This window comes from Pseudomonas palleroniana (assembly GCF_003031675.1).
Lineage (GTDB): Bacteria > Pseudomonadota > Gammaproteobacteria > Pseudomonadales > Pseudomonadaceae > Aquipseudomonas > Aquipseudomonas palleroniana.
In genome coordinates this window covers 52,623-70,259 of record NZ_PYWX01000082.1, presented here as the reverse complement: position 1 = coordinate 70,259, position 17,637 = coordinate 52,623, and the positions used below count along the sequence as shown (strand labels likewise).

Sequence of the window (17,637 nt, the reverse complement as noted above, 5' to 3'; positions counted from 1 at the left end):
CCGCTTTCGACCGAGAAGATCGAACCGTTGATAGAGCCAAACAACACCGCCCTACCAACTCCTTCTGGGCTTCGATGAACTGAAGCGAGTCGCTGCCTGAATCTTCTTAACTTCTTGTTTATCAAGGAGTTTTCAGTTTCGACTGCGCCGGAAGTGGGGCGAATTATAGACAGATACAATTCGCCGTCAACACTTAATTTGAATTGACTATCAAATAGTTTGAAATCCCCATTTCCCTCTATATAAGTGAGAGCATCACGCAAAACTGAGCAATATATTGCCCAACGACAAACAGTTAAGCATCATAGCGCCTTCCGCCTACCTACCGCCCGGACGTACCCCAATGACCACCTCACACCGCAGCCTGGCCTCGACATTGTTTCCTGTCGGCCTGCTGTTGATCGCCATGGCTTCCATCCAGTCCGGTGCCTCCTTGGCAAAAAGCATGTTCCCTGTCGTCGGCGCGCAAGGCACCACCACCCTGCGCCTGATTTTCGCCAGTGTGATCATGTTGCTTCTACTACGCCCATGGCGCGCCAAGCTGACGGCCAAGTCCCTGCGCACTGTCGTCATCTACGGGATGGCGTTAGGCGGCATGAACTTCCTCTTCTATATGTCCTTGCGCACTGTCCCGTTGGGTATTGCAGTGGCACTGGAATTTACCGGACCGCTCGCTGTCGCCATCTATGCATCCCGCCGAGCAGTGGACTTCCTATGGATCGGCCTTGCGATCACCGGCCTTCTCTTATTGATCCCAACGAATGAGGCCAGCAGCGGCATCGACCTGACCGGCGCAGCCTACGCACTCGGCGCCGGGATTTGCTGGGCGCTGTACATTCTGTTTGGCCAGAAGGCGGGTAACGACAATGGCGTCCAGACCGCAGCCCTCGGGGTCATGATTGCCGCATTGTTCGTCGCACCGATCGGCATTGTCCATGCAGGCACCGCGTTACTCACGCCAGCGTTGATTCCTGTCGCCATCGGTGTCGCCATTCTATCCACCGCTCTGCCCTACACCTTGGAAATGGTCGCGCTCACTCGCCTGCCCGCCCGCACCTTCGGCACTCTGATGAGCATCGAACCCGCTTTCGGTGCACTTTCCGGCCTGTTTTTCCTGCATGAACATCTGTCCCTGGCGCAATGGCTTGCAATCACCTGCATCATTCTGGCTTCCGTAGGCGCCACTTTGACAATGCGCAACGAAGCCAAACCTTTGGTGCCAGCCGATTGATCCGCATGAAAAGGTAGCTCTGGCAATTACCCCTCATTTAGGCCATGTTTAGCCAGCAAACAAATGTCACTTATGGAGAATTTCGACAAGGACAGCCTGAACGCTACAATCGAGAGCGAATAAAGCCTGCATCGAGCCTTTTGCGAAGCGGCTATAAGGATAGGAATGAAACGAATTTTGATACTGTTAATGATCGTGGGCATAGCTGGCTGTGCCGCGACCACCAAGACAGAAGTGAAACGGGGCAAAAAAGGGCTGCATATCAACTGTTCCGGCCTGTCCTCCTCCTGGGACCAGTGCTACACCAGTGCAACCAATTCATGCGGCGCCAAGGGCTATCGGATCATCGCAAAATCCGGTGACAACGCCGAGGAACCAGGAGATTACCCCTTCGGGATAAACCCGGCCGGTTATACCAGCCGTAGCATGATTGTGATCTGCAAGTAGCGCCGTTCGGCGACTAGAGTCGCCGACGCTTTAGTCCTGCACCCCGAGCTGCGACCGATCAAATCGCAGCTGTACGTACCCGCAACCACTCCAAAGCGGCACCACTGAGCAGCGGGCTCAAGCGATCACGCACCTCGGCGTGGTAAGCGTTGAACCACTCCCGCTCGTCCGCCGTCAGCAGCGACGGTATCAGGCAACGGGTGTCGATCGGGCATAAGGTCAGGGTTTCAAACTTGAGGAACTCACCAAACTCCGTCTTGCCCGCCTCACGGTTCAACACCAGATTCTCGATACGCACGCCCCAACGACCTGGGCGATAAGTGCCCGGTTCGATTGAAGTAATCATGCCTGGCTGCATCGCCGTTTGCGGTGCAGTGGCGGCTTGGTAGGCGATCACCTGCGGGCCTTCATGCACATTCAGGAAATACCCTACGCCATGACCTGTGCCGTGACCGTAGTCCACACCTTCGGCCCAGATCGGCGCACGTGCGATGGCGTCCAGCAGTGGCGACAGAATGCCCTTGGGGAAATGCGCCCGGGACAAGGCGATCACCCCCTTGAGCACGCGCGTGCAATCGCGTTTCTGCTCGTCACTCGGCGTACCGATCGGCACCATCCGTGTGATGTCCGTGGTGCCACCCAGATACTGGCCGCCCGAATCGATCAGTAGCAGGCCGTCACCTTCAATCACCGCATGCTCTTCTTCGGTCGCGTGGTAATGGGGCATGGCACCGTTGGCGTTGAACGCCGCGATAGTGTTGAAACTCAGCGATACGTAATCGGGACGGCGGGTACGCGCGGCGGTCAGGTGTTCGTCAATGGTCAGTTCGGTAATGCGTTCGCGACCCAGTGCACTGTCCAGCCAGGCGAAGAATTCGCACAGTGCCGCACCATCCTGTTCCATGGCCCGGCGGATATGCTCCGCGTCGGCCAGGCTCTTGCGAGACTTGGCCAAGGTGGTCGGGTTCAGCCCCTCAACCAGCTTGACGCCGGCATCGAGGTTCTCCAGCAAACCGGCGGTCACGCGCGCCGGATCAATGTGCAGGCTTGCCCCCGCTGGCACGTCACGCAGTGCATGTGCGACTTCGCTGTAGTCACGCAACGTCACGCCATCCTGCGCCAATACCGCGCGCAGTTCGCCATCCACTTTGTTCAGGGCCACAAACAATGTGGCCTGCACCTGGCTGATCAAGGCAAAGGATACAAACACCGGGTTGAACGACACATCGCCACCGCGCAGGTTGAACAACCAGGCGATGTCATCCAGGGTGGCGATGAAATGCCAGTCGGCGCCCTTCTCTTTCAAGCTGGCGCGAAGTGCCGCGAGTTTTTCGCCACGGCTGACGGTGGCTTGCGGCGGCAGGTGCGGGTAGACCGGCTGGTTCGGCAGTGCCGGACGGTCTTTCCAGACCTCGTTCAGAAGGTCGATGTCCGTACGCAGCCGCGCTCCACGTTCTGCCAGCTTGGCGCTCAGGCTACGCGCCGAGGCCACCGCCATGACCGCGCCATCCACCGCCACCACACCGCCTTCCGGGGTTTGCTCGGCCAGCCATTCCAATGGGCCGGGTTGGCCTGGCTGCAACTTCACCAGTTCAATGCCGCTGCCCTTGAGCTCCTTGGTCGCTTGCTCCCAATAACGGCTGTCGGCCCACACACCGGCAAAATCCGCCGTGACAATCAATGTCCCCACAGAGCCATGGAAACCGGACAACCATTGGCGTCCTTGCCAGTAACCCGGCAAGTATTCGGACAGGTGCGGGTCAGCCGACGGCACCAGCAAGGCATGAATGCCCTCGCGGCTCATCAGTTCGCGGGTATGCGCCAGGCGCTGGGGAACCGTTCCATGGGTCAAAGGCTGCGTACTCATTGTGTCTCCTGCTAACCACTCATAATTGTTATGTGAATCAAACGGCCCAAAACGCGGGTGCACTGGCCAGGGCTGCCTTGATCAGTTGCACGGCTGCATCGATATCCTGCTCGGTGGTGAACCGACCCAGGCTCAGGCGGATGGTACGTGCGGCGCTGCGAGCATCATGACCCAGGGCCAGAAGCACGTGAGACGGCGCATTGCTGGCCGAATTGCAGGCCGAGGTCGCCGAAAAGGCAATGCCTGCGCTCAATGCGCTCGAGTTGAACTCCCCTTCAGCAAAGGTCAGGCTGAGTGTATGGGGAATGCGCTGCGTCGGGCTGCCATTGAGGCGCACGCCGGCAATCGGTTCCAATTGGTCGAGCAGACGCTGACGCAACGCGGCAATCATCGCTTTCTCTTCGACAAAGGACTGCGCAGCCAAGGCGAACGCCGCCCCCATCCCCGCGATCTGGTGGGTCGCCAGGGTGCCGGAGCGCAAGCCGCCCTCGTGACCACCGCCGTGAATCTGCGCCAACACTTTCTGCTGCGCACGCGGGCCGACATACAGCGCGCCGATGCCCTTGGGGCCGTACAGCTTGTGCGCGGAAAACGACATCAGGTCCACCGGCCATTCAGCCAGGTCGATGGCGACCTTGCCGGCCCCCTGCGCCGCATCCACATGCAACAGCGCGCCGTGTTCACGCACGCGCGCGCCAATGGCAGGGATGTCGTTCAAGGTGCCCAGTTCATTGTTCACCAGCATCAGCGATACCAGGAAGGTGTCCTCGCGCAACGCTTCACTCACTGCATCGGCGCTGATCAAACCTTCGGCGTCCGGCACCAGGTAGGTCACGGCCACCCCGGCTTCCTGCAACTGCCGCGCAGTGTCCAGCGTGGCCTTGTGCTCGATCTGGCTGGTGATGATATGCCCACCCGACACGCCGCGCGCCTGGGCGACGCCCTTGATCGCGAGGTTGTTGGATTCGGTGGCGCCGGAGGTCCAGACGATCTGCTCAGGACCGGCACCGACCAGATCGGCCACTTGGCGACGCGCCTGTTCAACCGTTTGCCGGGCCGCCTGGCCGAACGCATGGGAACTGGACGCCGGGTTGCCGAAATTGGCATGGAAGCCCAGGCACTCGACCATCACCTGGATGACTCGCTCATCCACCGGCGTGGTGGCGGCGTAGTCGAAATACAACGGACGTTTATTCATGACGTTAAAGACTCGCAGAGCGTATTCCCGAGAACAACGTCTCAGGGGCATCGATGGGAACAGAGGTCGTCAGGTTTAACCGATCGTATGCCATTGAAAGAAGATCACTGTAGGCAAATGTGCGTAGGAACGCTCCTGAAATCCAGCTTAACAGGCGCAAGTGACGTCATGGAAAACAAAAAGCCCGAGATTCCTTGTGGGAACCTCGGGCTTTTCGCCATTGAGCGCGGGCTCAACTGGGACGACCTTGCAACGTCACGCTGCGCTCGGCGTTCATTTCGCCCTGGCGATCAAAGCCAAAGGGCTTCTGTGGCTGGGCAGTCAGCGCGGCCCGTTGCTGTTGATATTCGTCAAACGACAGGCCGCGACGGCTCAGTGCTTCCAAGGCCAATTCCTTGGTTTCTTCGGCGGTGTAGGGGCGTAGTTCGGGCGAAGGGTGGGTTGCGCATCCGGCGAGCACGGAGCTGACAATCAACAAGCAAACAGCGAGAAAACGGTTCATGGCGAAGGTCCTGGGAAGAGGTTTCAAGTCGATGAACACAGGCTACTCCCGCCCTCGCACGGTTAAAAATCACCGCCCTTGATAGTCGCTATCAGCTATTCAGACACCTTCGATAGCCACCACCAAATATTCTATTTAGATCTATAAATATGGAAATACGTTCATTTACGGAATAACAAAGACCCTCTATAAATGGCTCCGGGCGTCACCACACTGTTCGCCACGCAACTGTTGCCCAAACAACAGCCGTTTAACGAAACCCCCAGTTTCATTTTGAGGAATACCGTGTGACAGCCAACTCCCAAAGTGTCCTGCCCTCCCCCTTGCAGACCGCACAGTTGCTGGCCGCCGAATTCGCCCTTACCGCCGTTGAGCGTGACGAACGCGGTGGCACGCCCAAGACCGAACGTGACGCTTTGCGTCAGAGCGGCTTGCTCGCGCTAAGCATTCCCACCCAGTACGGTGGCCTCGGCGCACGCTGGAGTGAAACCCTGGAGGTCGTACGCGAATTCGCCAAGGTCGACAGTTCCATCGCCCATGTCTTCGGCTTTCATCATTTAATGCTCGCCACCGTGCGCCTGTTTGCCCGACCCGAGCAATGGCAACCCTGGTTCGAACAGACCGCGCGCAAAAGCTGGTTCTGGGGCAATGCCCTCAACCCCCTGGACACCCGCACGCTGGTCAAGAATTTCGGCGGCTGGCGCGAATTCTCCGGTAAGAAAAGTTTCTGCTCCGGCGCCAGCGACTCCGAAATGCTGATTGCCTCGGCGGTGGATGAAAGCGCCGGAGGCAAGCTGCTGATTGCCGCCATCCCCAGCGGACGCAGCGGCATCACTTTGCATAATGACTGGAACAATATCGGCCAGCGCCAAACCGACAGCGGCAGCGTGAGCTTCGAGCGGGTGCGCGTCGAAGAGTCGGAGCTGCTGCTCGACCCTGGGCCACTGAGCACACCCTTTGCCTGCCTGCGCCCGTTGATCGCCCAGCTGACCTTCACCCATATGTTCCTGGGCATTGCCGAAGGTGCCTTTGCAGAAGCCCGTCATTACACCCTCACCGAAACCCGCTCGTGGCATAAATCCACGGCCGACGACGTGCGCCAGGATCCTTACGTGCTGCATCACTACGGCGACTTCTGGGTGGCCCTGGAAGGTATACGCCTGCTGGTGGAGCGCGCTGCCGGGTTGCTCGACCAAGCCTGGGCCAAGGGGCCCCATCTGAGCGAACACGAGCGCGGGCAATTGGCGATTGCGATTGCCACCGCCAAGGTCGCCGCCACTCGCCAGGGCCTGGACCTGTGCAGCCGCCTGTTCGAAGTCACCGGCGCGCGGTCAACCCACGCCTCGCTGCGCCTGGACCGCCACTGGCGCAACCTGCGCACACAATCCCTGCACGACCCGCTGGACTACAAGCTCCACGAACTGGGGGACTGGGCTTTGAATCAGTCCCTGCCGATTCCGACGTTCTATTCCTGAGAGAGGTGCCCATGCAGCTTCTGACCCTACCGCCCTCACCCGCCCTCGCGACCTCGATCCGCGCCACGGCCCAGGTCTTCGAAGACCCCAAGTCACAGGCGCTGCTCGATCACATCAGGCAAGTGGCTCCCAGTGAAGCCAGCGTACTGATCATCGGCGAGACCGGCACCGGTAAAGAGCTGGTGGCGCGGCATATCCATAACCTCAGTGCACGGCGCAACCGGCCGTTCGTGGCGGTCAATTGCGGGGCGTTCTCCGAATCCCTGGTGGAAGCCGAACTGTTCGGCCATGAAAAAGGCGCGTTTACCGGGGCCCTCAGCGCCAAGGCCGGCTGGTTCGAAGAGGCCGATGGGGGCACCTTGTTCCTCGATGAAATCGGCGACTTGCCGATGGCGATCCAGGTCAAGCTGTTGCGCGTCCTGCAAGAACGCGAAGTCGTGCGCCTGGGCTCGCGCAAGAGCATTCCAATTGATGTGCGCGTACTCGCCGCGACCAATGTGCAACTGGAAAAGGCCATCAATGCCGGGCATTTCCGCGAAGATCTCTACTACCGTCTCGATGTGGTCAGCCTGGAACTCAGCCCGTTGCGCGAGCGCCCCGGCGATATCCTGGCGCTGACCCGGCATTTCATCGAAACCTACAGCCAACGCCTGGGCTACGGCCCGATCACCATCAGCCGCGAGGCCGAGCACAAACTCAAGAGCTACAGCTGGCCGGGCAATATTCGCGAACTGGAAAACGTCATACACCACACGCTGTTGATCTGCCGTAACGGCGTGATCGAACGTGACGATTTGCGCCTGTCGAACCTGCGCATCGAGCGCCAGGACGATAGCCAGCAGGCCACCGACAACAGTGCCCAGGCGCTATTGGAGCGCGCCTTCCAAAAACTTTTCGAGGAACAGGCCGGCGCACTGCATGAAAAGGTCGAAGACGCACTGCTGCGCGCCGCCTACCGTTTCAGCCATTACAACCAGGTGCACACCGCCAATCTGCTGGGCCTGAGCCGCAATGTCACGCGCACACGCCTGATCAAGATCGGCGAACTGGCAGTGAACAAACGCCGCCCGGGGGAAACCGTGCAGGGCGAGCGGATGCTGCATTTATCCATTTAAACGGCAGTGCAGAGCGTTGTCATGGCTGCGCTCGAAGCTGCGCAGCACCTGGAACGAACCGAAGGTCACGGCCGTGGCCTGATGAGCGCGGATCAACGTCCAGAAATCTTCTTCGCCGTGCTCGAAGCATTTGAACGCCGCCTCGCCATCCTCACGCGAGCGCCATTGCAGGTAATTGAGCACTCGCCGGCCATCGTCGCTGACTTGCACACTCGCATTGATAAAGCCGGCATGGCGCTGGGCCAGACGCTCGCTCTGGGTAGACAAGGCCGCCACCAAGGCAAATTGTTGCTGGGGCTCGATCTGGAACTCGATCAACTGAGTGAAGCTGCGATTTTTCTCTGATACCTGCATGAACACTCCCCTTCCTTTGTAAGCAGAATCTTGCGATTCGATGCCGTGCAGGGTAAAACCTCTAGTTAAGTCAAGGTCAAGCGCGAATTCGGAGATTTTCATGCTCAACAAGGAACTCACCGTCGGCCAGCTGGCCGCCCGCAGTGGCGTGGCCGTCACGGCCTTGCACTTCTACGAGAGCAAGGGGCTGATCAAGAGCAACCGCAATGCCGGCAACCAACGGCGCTACCCCCGGGATGTGCTGCGGCGGGTGGTGGTGATCAAGATCGCCCAACGCCTGGGCATTCCGCTGGCGACGATTGGCCAAGCCCTGCAAACCCTGCCTGATGGACGCACGCCCACGGCGCAGGATTGGCAACGCTTGTCGGCGCTGTGGCGGGAAGACCTGGATGAGCGCATCAACAAGCTGACGTTGCTGCGGGACAAACTCAGCGGCTGTATCGGCTGCGGGTGTCTGTCGCTGGAGGCATGCCCGCTGCGCAATCAGGGCGACAAGCTTGGTGAATGCGGCCCAGGCGCCCAATTGCTGGAGCCTAGCCCTTAGCCGGGAGCGTGTAATCGCCCGCTCACACTCGCCAGTCCCGCATCTCGTCGGTTGCTCGCAGGCCACGGTCGGCGTGGCCTATAGTGAAAAAGTCGTACCTCCCTGCCCCCCACCAAAGGAGAACGAAATGAGCGTTAAACCGATTCCCGAGGGTTTCCACAGCCTCACGCCCTACTTGGGCGTCGAACAAGCCGCCGAAGCCATTGAGTTTTACAAGAAGGCATTCAACGCCACCCAAGTCATGCGCCTGGATATGCCCGATGGCAGAGTGGGCCATGCTGAACTGCGCATAGGCGACTCGCCCATCATGCTTGGCTCGCCTTGCGATGAAGGTCCGTTCGGCAGTCCTCGCGACGGCCACACCAGCGTCGGCCTGCATTTATATGTGGCCGATGTCGACGCGCAGTACCAACAAGCCATCGCCGCGGGTGGTATTGCCGTCTCCGACCCCAAAGACCAGTTTTATGGCGACCGTACCGGCACGCTGAGAGACCCGTTCGGGCATGTCTGGTTTCTGGCCACCCACAAAGAAGACCTGACCGAAGCGCAGATCCGCCAACGCGCCGAAGCGATGTTCAAGCAAGGCTGAGCCTGCAGGAGCGAGCGTGCTCGCTCCTGCATCACACTTCATGAACACCCCCTCCACGCTTTCCTCCTTGCCCCGAGCGCCATGTGATTCCAGGATGCAGGCAATCATCACAAGGAGTCATTCCATGTTCGCCGGATTCCAAAAAGACCAGTGCCACGTCAACGGCGTCAGCATCAGTTACCGCAAAGGCGGTAGCGGTCCCGGCCTGCTCCTGCTGCACGGGCACCCGCAAACCCACGTCATCTGGCACAAAGTCGCCGAACAACTGGCCGCGCACTTCACCGTAGTGGCCGCCGACCTGCGCGGTTATGGTGACAGCAGCAAACCGCCGGCCAATGCGCTGCACACGAACTATTCGAAACGGGAAATGGCCCGGGACAGCGTCGAGCTGATGCGGGCCCTGGGCTTCGACGCCTTTTCGGTACTGGCCCACGACCGTGGCGCGCGCGTCGCCCATCGCCTGGCGCTGGACCATCCCCGGAGCGTGCAGCGCATGGTGCTGCTGGATATCGCGCCGACCCTGTCGATGTACGCACAAACCGATGAAGCCTTTGCCCGTGCCTACTGGCACTGGTTCTTCTTGATCCGCCCGGCGCCGCTGCCGGAGGCCCTGATCGAGAGCAACCCCGAACTGTACCTGCGCAGCGTAATGGGCAGCCGCAGCGCCGGGCTCAAACCCTTCACCGATGCAGCCTTTGCCGAATACCTGCGTTGCCTGAGCCTGCCTGGCAGCGCCACCGGTATCTGCGAGGACTACCGCGCCTCTGCCGGTATCGACCTTGCGCACGACCAGGCCGACATCGACGCCGGCAACCAGCTGAACCTGCCGTTGCTGGTGTTGTGGGGCGCCGAAGGCACGGTCGGCCGCTGTTTCGAGCCACTCAAGGAATGGCAGCAAGTCGCCACCGATGTGCGCGGCAAGGCGCTGCCGGCCGGCCATTACCTTGCCGAGGAAGTGCCTGAATTGTTACTGGACGAAGTCCTGACCTTCCTTCGCTGAAGCCCTGATCCGCTTCCCCGCGCCGGCGCGCAAACGCCGGCGACGGGGTCTGCTTGCCTCAAAAAAGACCCGCGAGATAACAACAATGACAATCAGAAAACTGCTGGGAACCCTATATGTGCAAGTGCTCATCGCTATCGCGCTGGGCGTGCTGATCGGTCATGTACGGCCGCAGATCGGTATCGACCTCAAGCCGCTGGGCGACGGGTTTATCAAGCTGATCAAGATGATCATCGGCCCGATCATCTTCTGCACCGTGGTCAGTGGCATCACTAGCATGCACGACGTGAAGCAAGTGGGCCGGGTCGGTGGCAAGGCGTTGCTGTACTTCGAGCTCGTGTCCACCGTCGCCCTGTTGATCGGTATCCTGGCCGCGCACCTGTTGCACCCAGGCGAGGGCTTCAACATTGATGTCAAGACCCTCGACAGCTCGGCGATCGCAGGGTTTGTCGGCCAGGCTGAACATGGCGAAGGCATCACCGGCTTTCTGCTGCAGGTGATCCCCACGACGTTCTTCGACGCGTTCTCCAAAGGGGAAATCCTGCCCGTGCTGTTCGTTTCGGTGCTGTTCGGCATCGGCCTGGTGATGGTCGGCGAAAAGGCCCGGCCCCTGGTTGGCGTGATCAATCAGGCCAGCGAAGTGTTTTTCCGCATCGTGGGGATCATCAGCCGCGTCGCGCCTATCGGTGCCTTCGGCGCGATTGCCTTTACCATCGGCAAATACGGTGTGGGTTCGCTGCTACCGCTGCTGAAGCTGGTGGGCACGTTCTATGTCACCGCGTTTTTCTTCGTGGCCGTGGTGCTGGGCAGCATCGCCCGCTATGCCGGGTTCAGCATTTTCAAACTGTTGGGCTATATCAAGTCGGAATTGCTGATCGTGCTGGGGACCAGCTCTTCGGAGTCGGCATTGCCGCAACTGATCCAAAAGCTCGAAAGCCTGGGCGCGTCCAAGGGCGTGGTGGGTATCGTGGTGCCGACCGGCTATACCTTCAACCTGGACGGTACCAACATCTATATGACCCTGGCCGTGCTGTTTCTGGCGCAGGCCACCAACATTCACCTGCCGCTGGAACAACAGTTGACCCTGCTCGCGGTCGCCATGTTGACGTCCAAGGGCGCTGGTGCGGTGGTGGGCGCAGGCTTTGTGGCACTGGCGGCAAGCCTGGCGGTGGTGCCGACCGTCCCCGTGGCGGCGATGGTGCTGATCCTCGGCGTCGACCGCTTCATGGCCGAATGCCGTTCGCTGACCAATATCATCGGCAACGCAGTCGCTGCCCTGGTGGTGGCGGCCTGGGAAGGTGAGCTGGATCGCGAGAAGATGGCGCCGATTGCCCTCAAGCAGGGTCGCCATGCGCGGGCTGTGGCACAGGCAAAAATCTCCGCTGAGTAAGCGGTGCTATTCTGGCGGCTCATGCCGCCAGGTCTGTTTCTGATGACTCATAAGAAAGATACCGTGCCCCTACCCGAAGACCTGCGGGTGTTCCTGACCGTGATCCGCAAGGCCGGCTTTGCCGCCGCCGCCGATGAGCTGGGGTTGTCGCCGGCGTATGTCAGCAAGCGCATCCAGATCCTCGAGACCACCCTCGCCACCCGCCTGCTGCACCGCACCAGCCGCCGCATCGCGCTGACCGAGGACGGTGAGCGGGTGCAACGCTGGGCCGTGCGTATTCTCGAAGATTTCCAGCAACTGTCCGACGAGCTTTCGGACGCCCATGACAGCCCCAGAGGCCACCTGCACTTGTGCAGCAGTTTCGGCTTTGGTCGCAACCATGTGGCCCCCGCCCTGTCGTTGCTGGCCGAGCAGTACCCTGACCTGGAGGTGCGCCTGGACGTGTTCGACCGCGTGGTGGATATCGTCAGCGAAGGCTTCGACCTGGAGATCCGTGTCGGCGATGACATTCCCGGCCAGCACATCGGCCGGCGGCTGGTCAGCAACCGCCGCATACTCTGCGCCGCGCCCGCGTACTTGAAACGCCGAGGTACGCCGCAACACTTGAGTGAGCTGGAGCAACACGACTGCCTGGTCCTCAAGGAACGCGACAACCCGTTCGGTCTCTGGAACCTGGAGCGCGACGGCAGCCAGGAAAGCGTGCGCGTACGCGGGCCGCTGTCCTCCAACAACGGCGAAATCGTGATGCAGTGGGCATTGGATGGTCGCGGGGTGCTGCTGCGCTCGATGTGGGATGTGAAGCCGTTGCTGGAGCAAGGCAAGCTGGTGCAGGTGCTGCACAGCTACACCCAAAGCGCCAACGTGTGGGCGGTGTACCCGACACGGTTGGCGCACTCCGGAAAGCTAAGGGCATGCGTGGAGTTTTTACAGGAGCATTTCAAAGGGCTGTCTATTTAGCCCTACTCCGGCCCTGTAAACCCTCCCACCATTTGAACTGCGACCGGTCAGTTGAGCCAGGGGTAGGCCGCGAGGTGCCGGCGTTCGAACGCCTGGATCTCATCACTGCGTTGCAACGTACTGCCGATTGCATCCAGCCCTAGTAGCAGCGCGTTCTTGCGCAGGGTGTCGATCTGGAACGGGATCACCTGGCCGTCCGCCAGGCCGATCTGTTGGGTCTGCAGGTTGATGCTGATCTGCGTCTGGTCGGGCTGGCTGACGGTTTGCCCGAGCTTGTGCAGTACCGCGTCTTCCAGGGTAATCAGCAACACCCCGTTGCGTTGGCAGTTGTCATAGAAAATCCCGGCAAAGCTGCTGCCGATGAGCGCACGAATGCCCATCTGCTTGAGGCCCCATACGGCGTGCTCACGGCTGGAACCACAGCCGAAGTTCGGCCCTACGACCATAAAACTCGCACCCTGCCAGGCCGGTTGGTTGAGCACAAACGCGGGGTTGGGTTCGCCGGACGCCAGAAAGCGCAAATCGAAAAACAGCCCACGGTCCAGGCCGCTGCGGTCAATGCCTTTGAGAAACTGCTTGGGCATGATCACATCCGTGTCGATATTGGCCGCCAGCATGGGCGCGGCCTTGCCGGTGACCAAGGTAAAGGGTTGCAGGCTCATAGGCGGTCTCCAAAGTCACGTATATCGGTAAGGCGGCCGGTGATCGCGGCGGCGGCGACCATCGCCGGGCTCATCAGATGGGTGCGTGCACCGGCTCCCTGGCGGCCTTCGAAATTGCGGTTGGTGCTGGAGGCGCAGCGGTCGCCGGGGGCCAGCACGTCGTCATTCATGGCCAGGCACATTGAGCAGCCTGACTGACGCCACTCGAAACCTGCCGCGATAAAGATCGCCGCCAGCCCTTCGGCCTCGGCCTGGTCGCGGACCTCGGTGGAACCGGGCACGATCATCGCCCGCACGTGCGCGGCCACCTGTTTGCCGCGCACCACGCTGGCAGCGTCGCGCAGGTCTTCAATACGGGCGTTGGTGCAGGAGCCGATAAACGCATGGCTGATCACGATATCGCTCAACGGCATACCGGCTTGCAGGCCCATGTAGTTGAGGGCGCGATGCATGTCCTGGCGCAGGATCGGGTCGTCGACGTCTTGCGGGTCGGGTACGCGCGCACCGATGGGCGCGGCCTGGTCGGGGCTGGTGCCCCAGGTGACCATGGGCTCCAGCGCGCCGGCATCCAAGTGCACTTCCTGATCGAACACCGCGTCGGCGTCCGAATGCAGTTGGCGCCAGCTCACCAGGGCCTGCTCCCATAATTCGCCCTTCGGCGCGCGAGGCTTGTCTTTGAGATAGGCGAAGACTTTTTCATCCGGCGCCATGAACGCGCCACGCGCCCCCGCCTCCACCGCCATGTTGCAGATGGTCATGCGCGCTTCGACGCTCAAGGCATCAATCGTGGAGCCGCGGAACTCGATGGCATAACCGGTAGCGCCGGATGCGCCGATCTGGCCGATCAGCGCCATGATCACGTCCTTGGAAGTCAGGCCGCTGGCTAACGCACCATCGACGGTGACGCGCAGGCTTTTCAGGCGTTTATAAACCAGCGTCTGCGAGGCCAGCAGGTGCTCGATTTCCGAGGTGCCGATCCCGAAGCCGAACGCGCCCAGCGCGCCATAGGTGGTGGTGTGGCTGTCGCCGGCGGCAATCACCATGCCCGGCAAGATGAAGCCCTGCTCCGGCGCAATGACGTGTTCGATACCCTGGCGCTTGTCGAGGATATCCAGCAACTCGATGCCGAAGTCCCGGCAGTTTTGCGCCAGGTAAGAGACTTGCCGGGCGCCGCCCGCATCCGGCATCGCCGCGATACGCTGGGGCGTGGTCGGGTTCACATGGTCGACCACTGCCAGTGCCGTGCCTGGGCGCCATACGTTGCGCCCGGCCTCGCGCAAGCCGCTGAACGCCTGGGGGCTGGTGTATTCGTTGATCACCTGGCGGTCGATATACAGCAGGACATGGCCCTGATCATCCAGGGCACACACGGTATGGGCATCGATGTGTTTGTCGTAGAGGGTTCTGGCAGTCATTTTTCCTGGGGCTCACTCAACGGTGTGCGCCCATCCTACGCAGCGCCCCGGCGCCATCAATGGCAGCCGGGTGATAGCTGGGAACATGTTTCGTGTTCGATTCGGCCTTGAAATACACAAGCGATTTGAACCAGAAACATTTTCTTTCATTTTCCGCTTAGGGATTTCCCATTCTCATTCGTCTTAACTTAGATACAGCCCGTCGCGTCAGCAAAAGCTACGACCGGCCTTTTCCGGGCCTCCATCGCCCGCTCCGATCAAGACCCGCATTCACATGTCGAAGAAGTCGCGCTCAAAACTCTGGTTTCTCGTCCACAGCTGGCTGGCATTGCCCATCTGGTTCTTTGTACTGATCGTCTGCGTCACCGGTACCCTGGCAGTGGTCAGCCAGGAAATCGTCTGGCTCGCCAACCCGGATATCCGTGCGAGCAAACCGTCGGAGGATGCACCACTGCTGAGCTTTGACCAGGTGATCGCCGCGATCAAACAGGCCGACCCCCAAGTCATCGTGCAATCGATCATCCGCCCGGATGAATCGCACTTCGCCCTGAGCGTCAATCTCACCTACCCCGATGGGCGCTCGGTAGAGGCCTACGTCAACCCGTACTCCGGGGTGATCCAGGGCATCAGCCCGGCGTTCGACTTCAAGCAGTTCACCCGTGCCCTGCACGGCTGGTGGCTGGTGCCGTTCACCAACGGTTACAGCTGGGGCTGGTACCTGGTGTCGCTGCTCGGCCTGCCGTTGCTGGCCTCGCTGGTCACCGGGCTGGTGGTGTACAAGCGTTTCTGGAAGGGCTTTTTCAGGCCGACCCTGCGCATCCGCCACGGCGCCCGGATCTTCTGGGGCGATTTCCACCGCCTGAGCGGGATCTGGTCGATCTGGTTCATCGCGGTCATTTCCATCACCGGCACCTGGTTCCTGATCCAGGCGATCCTGGGCGACAACCAGATTTCCATCTCCAGCGAACCCATCGTGCCGGTGATCGCCCGGGAGAAAGTGCCGCTGTCGGCCCCAGGCGCGCCGGCACCGAGGATCGCCCTGGACGACGCGATCAAGATTGCCGGCGAGCGCATCCCGGGGCTGGACGCCACCTTCGTGTTCCTGCCGGGCAATGCCTATAGCCATCTGCAGATCGGCGGGCGCGGCTGGTACCCGTTGATGTTCCAGACCGCGCAACTGAACCCGTACAACGGTGAAATCGGCGTCTCGCACCTGCTGTCCGACCGTACCCCGCTGGAGTTCGTCACCGAGTCCATGCGCCCGCTGCACACCGGCGACTTCGGCGGCCTGTGGATCAAACTGATCTGGGCATTCTTCGGCCTGGTGCTGAGCATGATGGTCTTGAGCGGCCTGCTGATCTGGACCAAACGCACCGCCCTGGCCACGCTCCATGCACTCAAGCGCGAAGCCAAGGCCCCACGGAAATCGGCGCCTATCCCGGTGCTGCAAGCTGAAACCACGGAGGGTCACTGATGAGCAAAGTCGTCGCGGCTGCCCCTTCGCCACTGCGGGCCTTCTGGCTGAAGTGGCGCTTCTATCTGAATGTGCTGCTGATCCTGATACCGCTGGGGTTCATGCCTCGCTACTTTTCCGAGGCTGCCCTGTTTCGTGGAGACAGCGGTATCGGCGAGCGAGTGGCCGGGGAAGTGCAGGTCGGCCCCTGGAGCCTGACCCTCGCCGAATTTCGCAACGAAGGCCCACGCCCGGACCCGGCCGGCCCGATGAAATTCTTCAACGCAGCCCTGTGCGCCACGTGCACCGAACAGGTCAAGGCCACCTACCTGCGCATCGGCAAACCGCGCAGCCTCCGGGCCGCCGGGGTGATCTTCTTCGGTACGCCGTACCGCATGGGCGCGCTGTTGCCGGTGCCGGAACGCACGCCCGTCGATGCCGAACTGTGGGTCACCATGGAAGGCTGGGACGGCAGCATGCACCAGGGTTCCATCCCGCTGAGCCAGGCCTCGCCTGCCACCATTGCCTGGCTGAACAAGCAAGGAGTCAAACCATGATGTTGAGGCGCTTCTCCCGCGCAGTGCTATTGCTTTGCGCCGGTTTCAGTAGCGTGGCGCTAGCCCACAACCCGATGTGCGAATGCAAGGAAATCCCCGACGAGCAGATCCAGTGCACAGGCGGTTTTTCCGACGGCAGCGGCGCGCCGGGCGTAACCCTGGATGTGATCGGCTACGACGAAACCATCCTGCTGCCCGGCAAGCTCGGCCAGGACTCGACCCTGACCTTCAAGAAGCCTTCCGCCGAATTCTACGTGCTGTTTGACGCCGGCCCCGGCCATGTCGTCGAAATCGACCAAGCGGACATCCAGCCACAATGAGTACCACACAGGTTGTACGCCCCGCCGGGGCCGGCCACGAAACCCTCTACGTGTTGCTGCTGTGCCTGGTCATCCTGGCAGTGGCCGGCAGCGTGGTGTCCCTGCATGGCCAGACCCAGGAGGTGGCCGCGGTGCCCAGCCATCAGCTGGATGCCCGTCGTGACCTGAGCCCCGCCGAACAAGGCATCTACGCCGACCTGCGGGTCACCCTTGATGAAATCCAGCTGCTGCAACAAAAGCAGAACGCCCTCCCGACGCCCGAACAACTGGCCGAAGAAGGTTTTGCGCCGTTCGCCCAGGACGCCAGCTCAGTAAGCCGGGGCGGCCATCGCTGGCAATTGCTTGAGCCGGCCGCCTACCTGGGCTTGAGCCAGGTGCCCGGCACCAGCGGCTCATTGCTGATGCGTGTGCACGGTTCCGAACCGGATGTGTGGATCAACCGCCGAGCCGATCTCGCCGCCCCTTCCGACCTCACCGACCCGGCCCTGATTGCCGCCGGTTGGCAGCAGGTGGTCACGCAATTCGATGCCGGCGTGACCCGCCAGCACCGTCACTGAACGA

The 17,637-nt window shown here is 61.1% G+C and carries 19 protein-coding genes; 13 read left to right on the top strand and 6 right to left on the bottom strand.

Annotated elements, in window-relative coordinates:
• Window positions 1-343: 343 nt before the first annotated feature.
• Both rhtA and C9383_RS26470 read left to right on the top strand, forming a co-directional pair.
• Window positions 344-1,231, top strand: a complete 888-nt coding sequence (rhtA, locus tag C9383_RS26475) for a threonine/homoserine exporter RhtA (RefSeq protein ID WP_090365840.1) — start codon at window positions 344-346, stop codon at window positions 1,229-1,231.
• Between the two features lie 165 nt (window positions 1,232-1,396).
• Window positions 1,397-1,678, top strand: a complete 282-nt coding sequence (locus tag C9383_RS26470) for a hypothetical protein (protein ID WP_060756997.1) — start codon at window positions 1,397-1,399, stop codon at window positions 1,676-1,678.
• A 58-nt stretch (window positions 1,679-1,736) separates the two neighbouring features.
• On the opposite strand, the gene C9383_RS26465 is transcribed toward C9383_RS26470, so the two are convergent.
• The 3 genes from C9383_RS26465 to C9383_RS26455 form a co-directional block, all read right to left on the bottom strand.
• Entirely contained in the window at window positions 1,737-3,545 is a 1,809-nt protein-coding gene (locus tag C9383_RS26465; RefSeq protein ID WP_090365842.1) for an aminopeptidase P family protein, read from the bottom strand.
• 37 nt (window positions 3,546-3,582) lie between these two features.
• Window positions 3,583-4,743 (bottom strand): cysteine desulfurase family protein, encoded by a 1,161-nt coding sequence (locus C9383_RS26460; RefSeq protein WP_090365843.1) that lies wholly within the window; start codon window positions 4,741-4,743, stop codon window positions 3,583-3,585.
• A gap of 232 nt (window positions 4,744-4,975) precedes the next feature.
• On the bottom strand, window positions 4,976-5,245 hold the full coding sequence (locus C9383_RS26455; protein WP_060756994.1) for a hypothetical protein: 270 nt from the start codon (window positions 5,243-5,245) through the stop codon (window positions 4,976-4,978).
• Between the two features lie 287 nt (window positions 5,246-5,532).
• Here C9383_RS26455 and C9383_RS26450 point away from each other — a divergent pair, with 287 nt between their 5' ends.
• Together C9383_RS26450 and C9383_RS26445 are read left to right on the top strand one after the other, a co-directional pair.
• On the top strand, window positions 5,533-6,720 hold the full coding sequence (locus C9383_RS26450) for an acyl-CoA dehydrogenase family protein (protein WP_090365844.1): 1,188 nt from the start codon (window positions 5,533-5,535) through the stop codon (window positions 6,718-6,720).
• 11 nt (window positions 6,721-6,731) lie between these two features.
• Window positions 6,732-7,835, top strand: coding sequence for a sigma-54 interaction domain-containing protein (locus C9383_RS26445; RefSeq protein ID WP_060756992.1), 1,104 nt, complete (start codon window positions 6,732-6,734; stop codon window positions 7,833-7,835).
• On the opposite strand, the gene C9383_RS26440 is transcribed toward C9383_RS26445, so the two are convergent.
• Entirely contained in the window at window positions 7,824-8,189 is a 366-nt protein-coding gene (locus C9383_RS26440; protein WP_060756991.1) for an antibiotic biosynthesis monooxygenase, read from the bottom strand. The genes C9383_RS26445 and C9383_RS26440 overlap by 12 nt on opposite strands.
• 100 nt (window positions 8,190-8,289) lie before the next feature.
• Here C9383_RS26440 and soxR point away from each other — a divergent pair, with 100 nt between their 5' ends.
• The 5 genes from soxR to C9383_RS26415 all read left to right on the top strand — a co-directional run bounded on the left by soxR (window position 8,290) and on the right by C9383_RS26415 (window position 12,669).
• On the top strand, window positions 8,290-8,733 hold the full coding sequence (soxR, locus tag C9383_RS26435) for a redox-sensitive transcriptional activator SoxR (protein WP_060756990.1): 444 nt from the start codon (window positions 8,290-8,292) through the stop codon (window positions 8,731-8,733).
• A gap of 127 nt (window positions 8,734-8,860) precedes the next feature.
• Window positions 8,861-9,322: a VOC family protein gene (locus C9383_RS26430; RefSeq protein WP_060756989.1), complete on the top strand. Its 462-nt coding sequence runs from the start codon at window positions 8,861-8,863 to the stop codon at window positions 9,320-9,322.
• Between the two features lie 124 nt (window positions 9,323-9,446).
• Window positions 9,447-10,322: an alpha/beta fold hydrolase gene (locus C9383_RS26425; protein ID WP_090365846.1), complete on the top strand. Its 876-nt coding sequence runs from the start codon at window positions 9,447-9,449 to the stop codon at window positions 10,320-10,322.
• A gap of 85 nt (window positions 10,323-10,407) precedes the next feature.
• On the top strand, window positions 10,408-11,712 hold the full coding sequence (locus tag C9383_RS26420) for a dicarboxylate/amino acid:cation symporter (RefSeq protein WP_090365848.1): 1,305 nt from the start codon (window positions 10,408-10,410) through the stop codon (window positions 11,710-11,712).
• 42 nt (window positions 11,713-11,754) lie between these two features.
• Window positions 11,755-12,669, top strand: coding sequence for a LysR substrate-binding domain-containing protein (locus tag C9383_RS26415; RefSeq protein WP_211322908.1), 915 nt, complete (start codon window positions 11,755-11,757; stop codon window positions 12,667-12,669).
• 47 nt (window positions 12,670-12,716) lie between these two features.
• On the opposite strand, the gene leuD is transcribed toward C9383_RS26415, so the two are convergent.
• Together leuD and leuC are read right to left on the bottom strand one after the other, a co-directional pair.
• Complete coding sequence (leuD, locus tag C9383_RS26410) at window positions 12,717-13,331, bottom strand: 3-isopropylmalate dehydratase small subunit (protein ID WP_090365851.1); 615 nt, start codon at window positions 13,329-13,331, stop codon at window positions 12,717-12,719.
• Entirely contained in the window at window positions 13,328-14,746 is a 1,419-nt protein-coding gene (leuC, locus tag C9383_RS26405) for a 3-isopropylmalate dehydratase large subunit (protein ID WP_090365852.1), read from the bottom strand. The genes leuD and leuC overlap by 4 nt, the downstream gene beginning before the upstream one ends.
• A gap of 274 nt (window positions 14,747-15,020) precedes the next feature.
• On the opposite strand from leuC, the gene C9383_RS26400 reads away from it, so the two are divergent.
• Genes C9383_RS26400 through C9383_RS26385 form a run of 4 tightly spaced genes read left to right on the top strand, consistent with a single transcriptional unit; the run spans window position 15,021 to window position 17,633 of the window.
• Window positions 15,021-16,220 carry a PepSY-associated TM helix domain-containing protein gene (locus C9383_RS26400; RefSeq protein WP_090365854.1) on the top strand — a complete coding sequence of 400 codons (1,200 nt, stop codon included), beginning with the start codon at window positions 15,021-15,023 and terminating at the stop codon, window positions 16,218-16,220.
• Entirely contained in the window at window positions 16,220-16,756 is a 537-nt protein-coding gene (locus C9383_RS26395; protein WP_090365856.1) for a thiamine pyrophosphate-binding protein, read from the top strand. Before C9383_RS26400 ends, C9383_RS26395 begins: the two co-directional genes overlap by 1 nt.
• Window positions 16,753-17,076, top strand: a complete 324-nt coding sequence (locus C9383_RS26390) for a hypothetical protein (protein WP_090365857.1) — start codon at window positions 16,753-16,755, stop codon at window positions 17,074-17,076. Before C9383_RS26395 ends, C9383_RS26390 begins: the two co-directional genes overlap by 4 nt.
• A complete protein-coding gene (locus C9383_RS26385) occupies window positions 17,073-17,633 on the top strand; it encodes a DUF6162 family protein (RefSeq protein WP_090365859.1) in 561 nt (186 codons plus the stop codon). Before C9383_RS26390 ends, C9383_RS26385 begins: the two co-directional genes overlap by 4 nt.
• Window positions 17,634-17,637 lie beyond the last annotated feature (4 nt).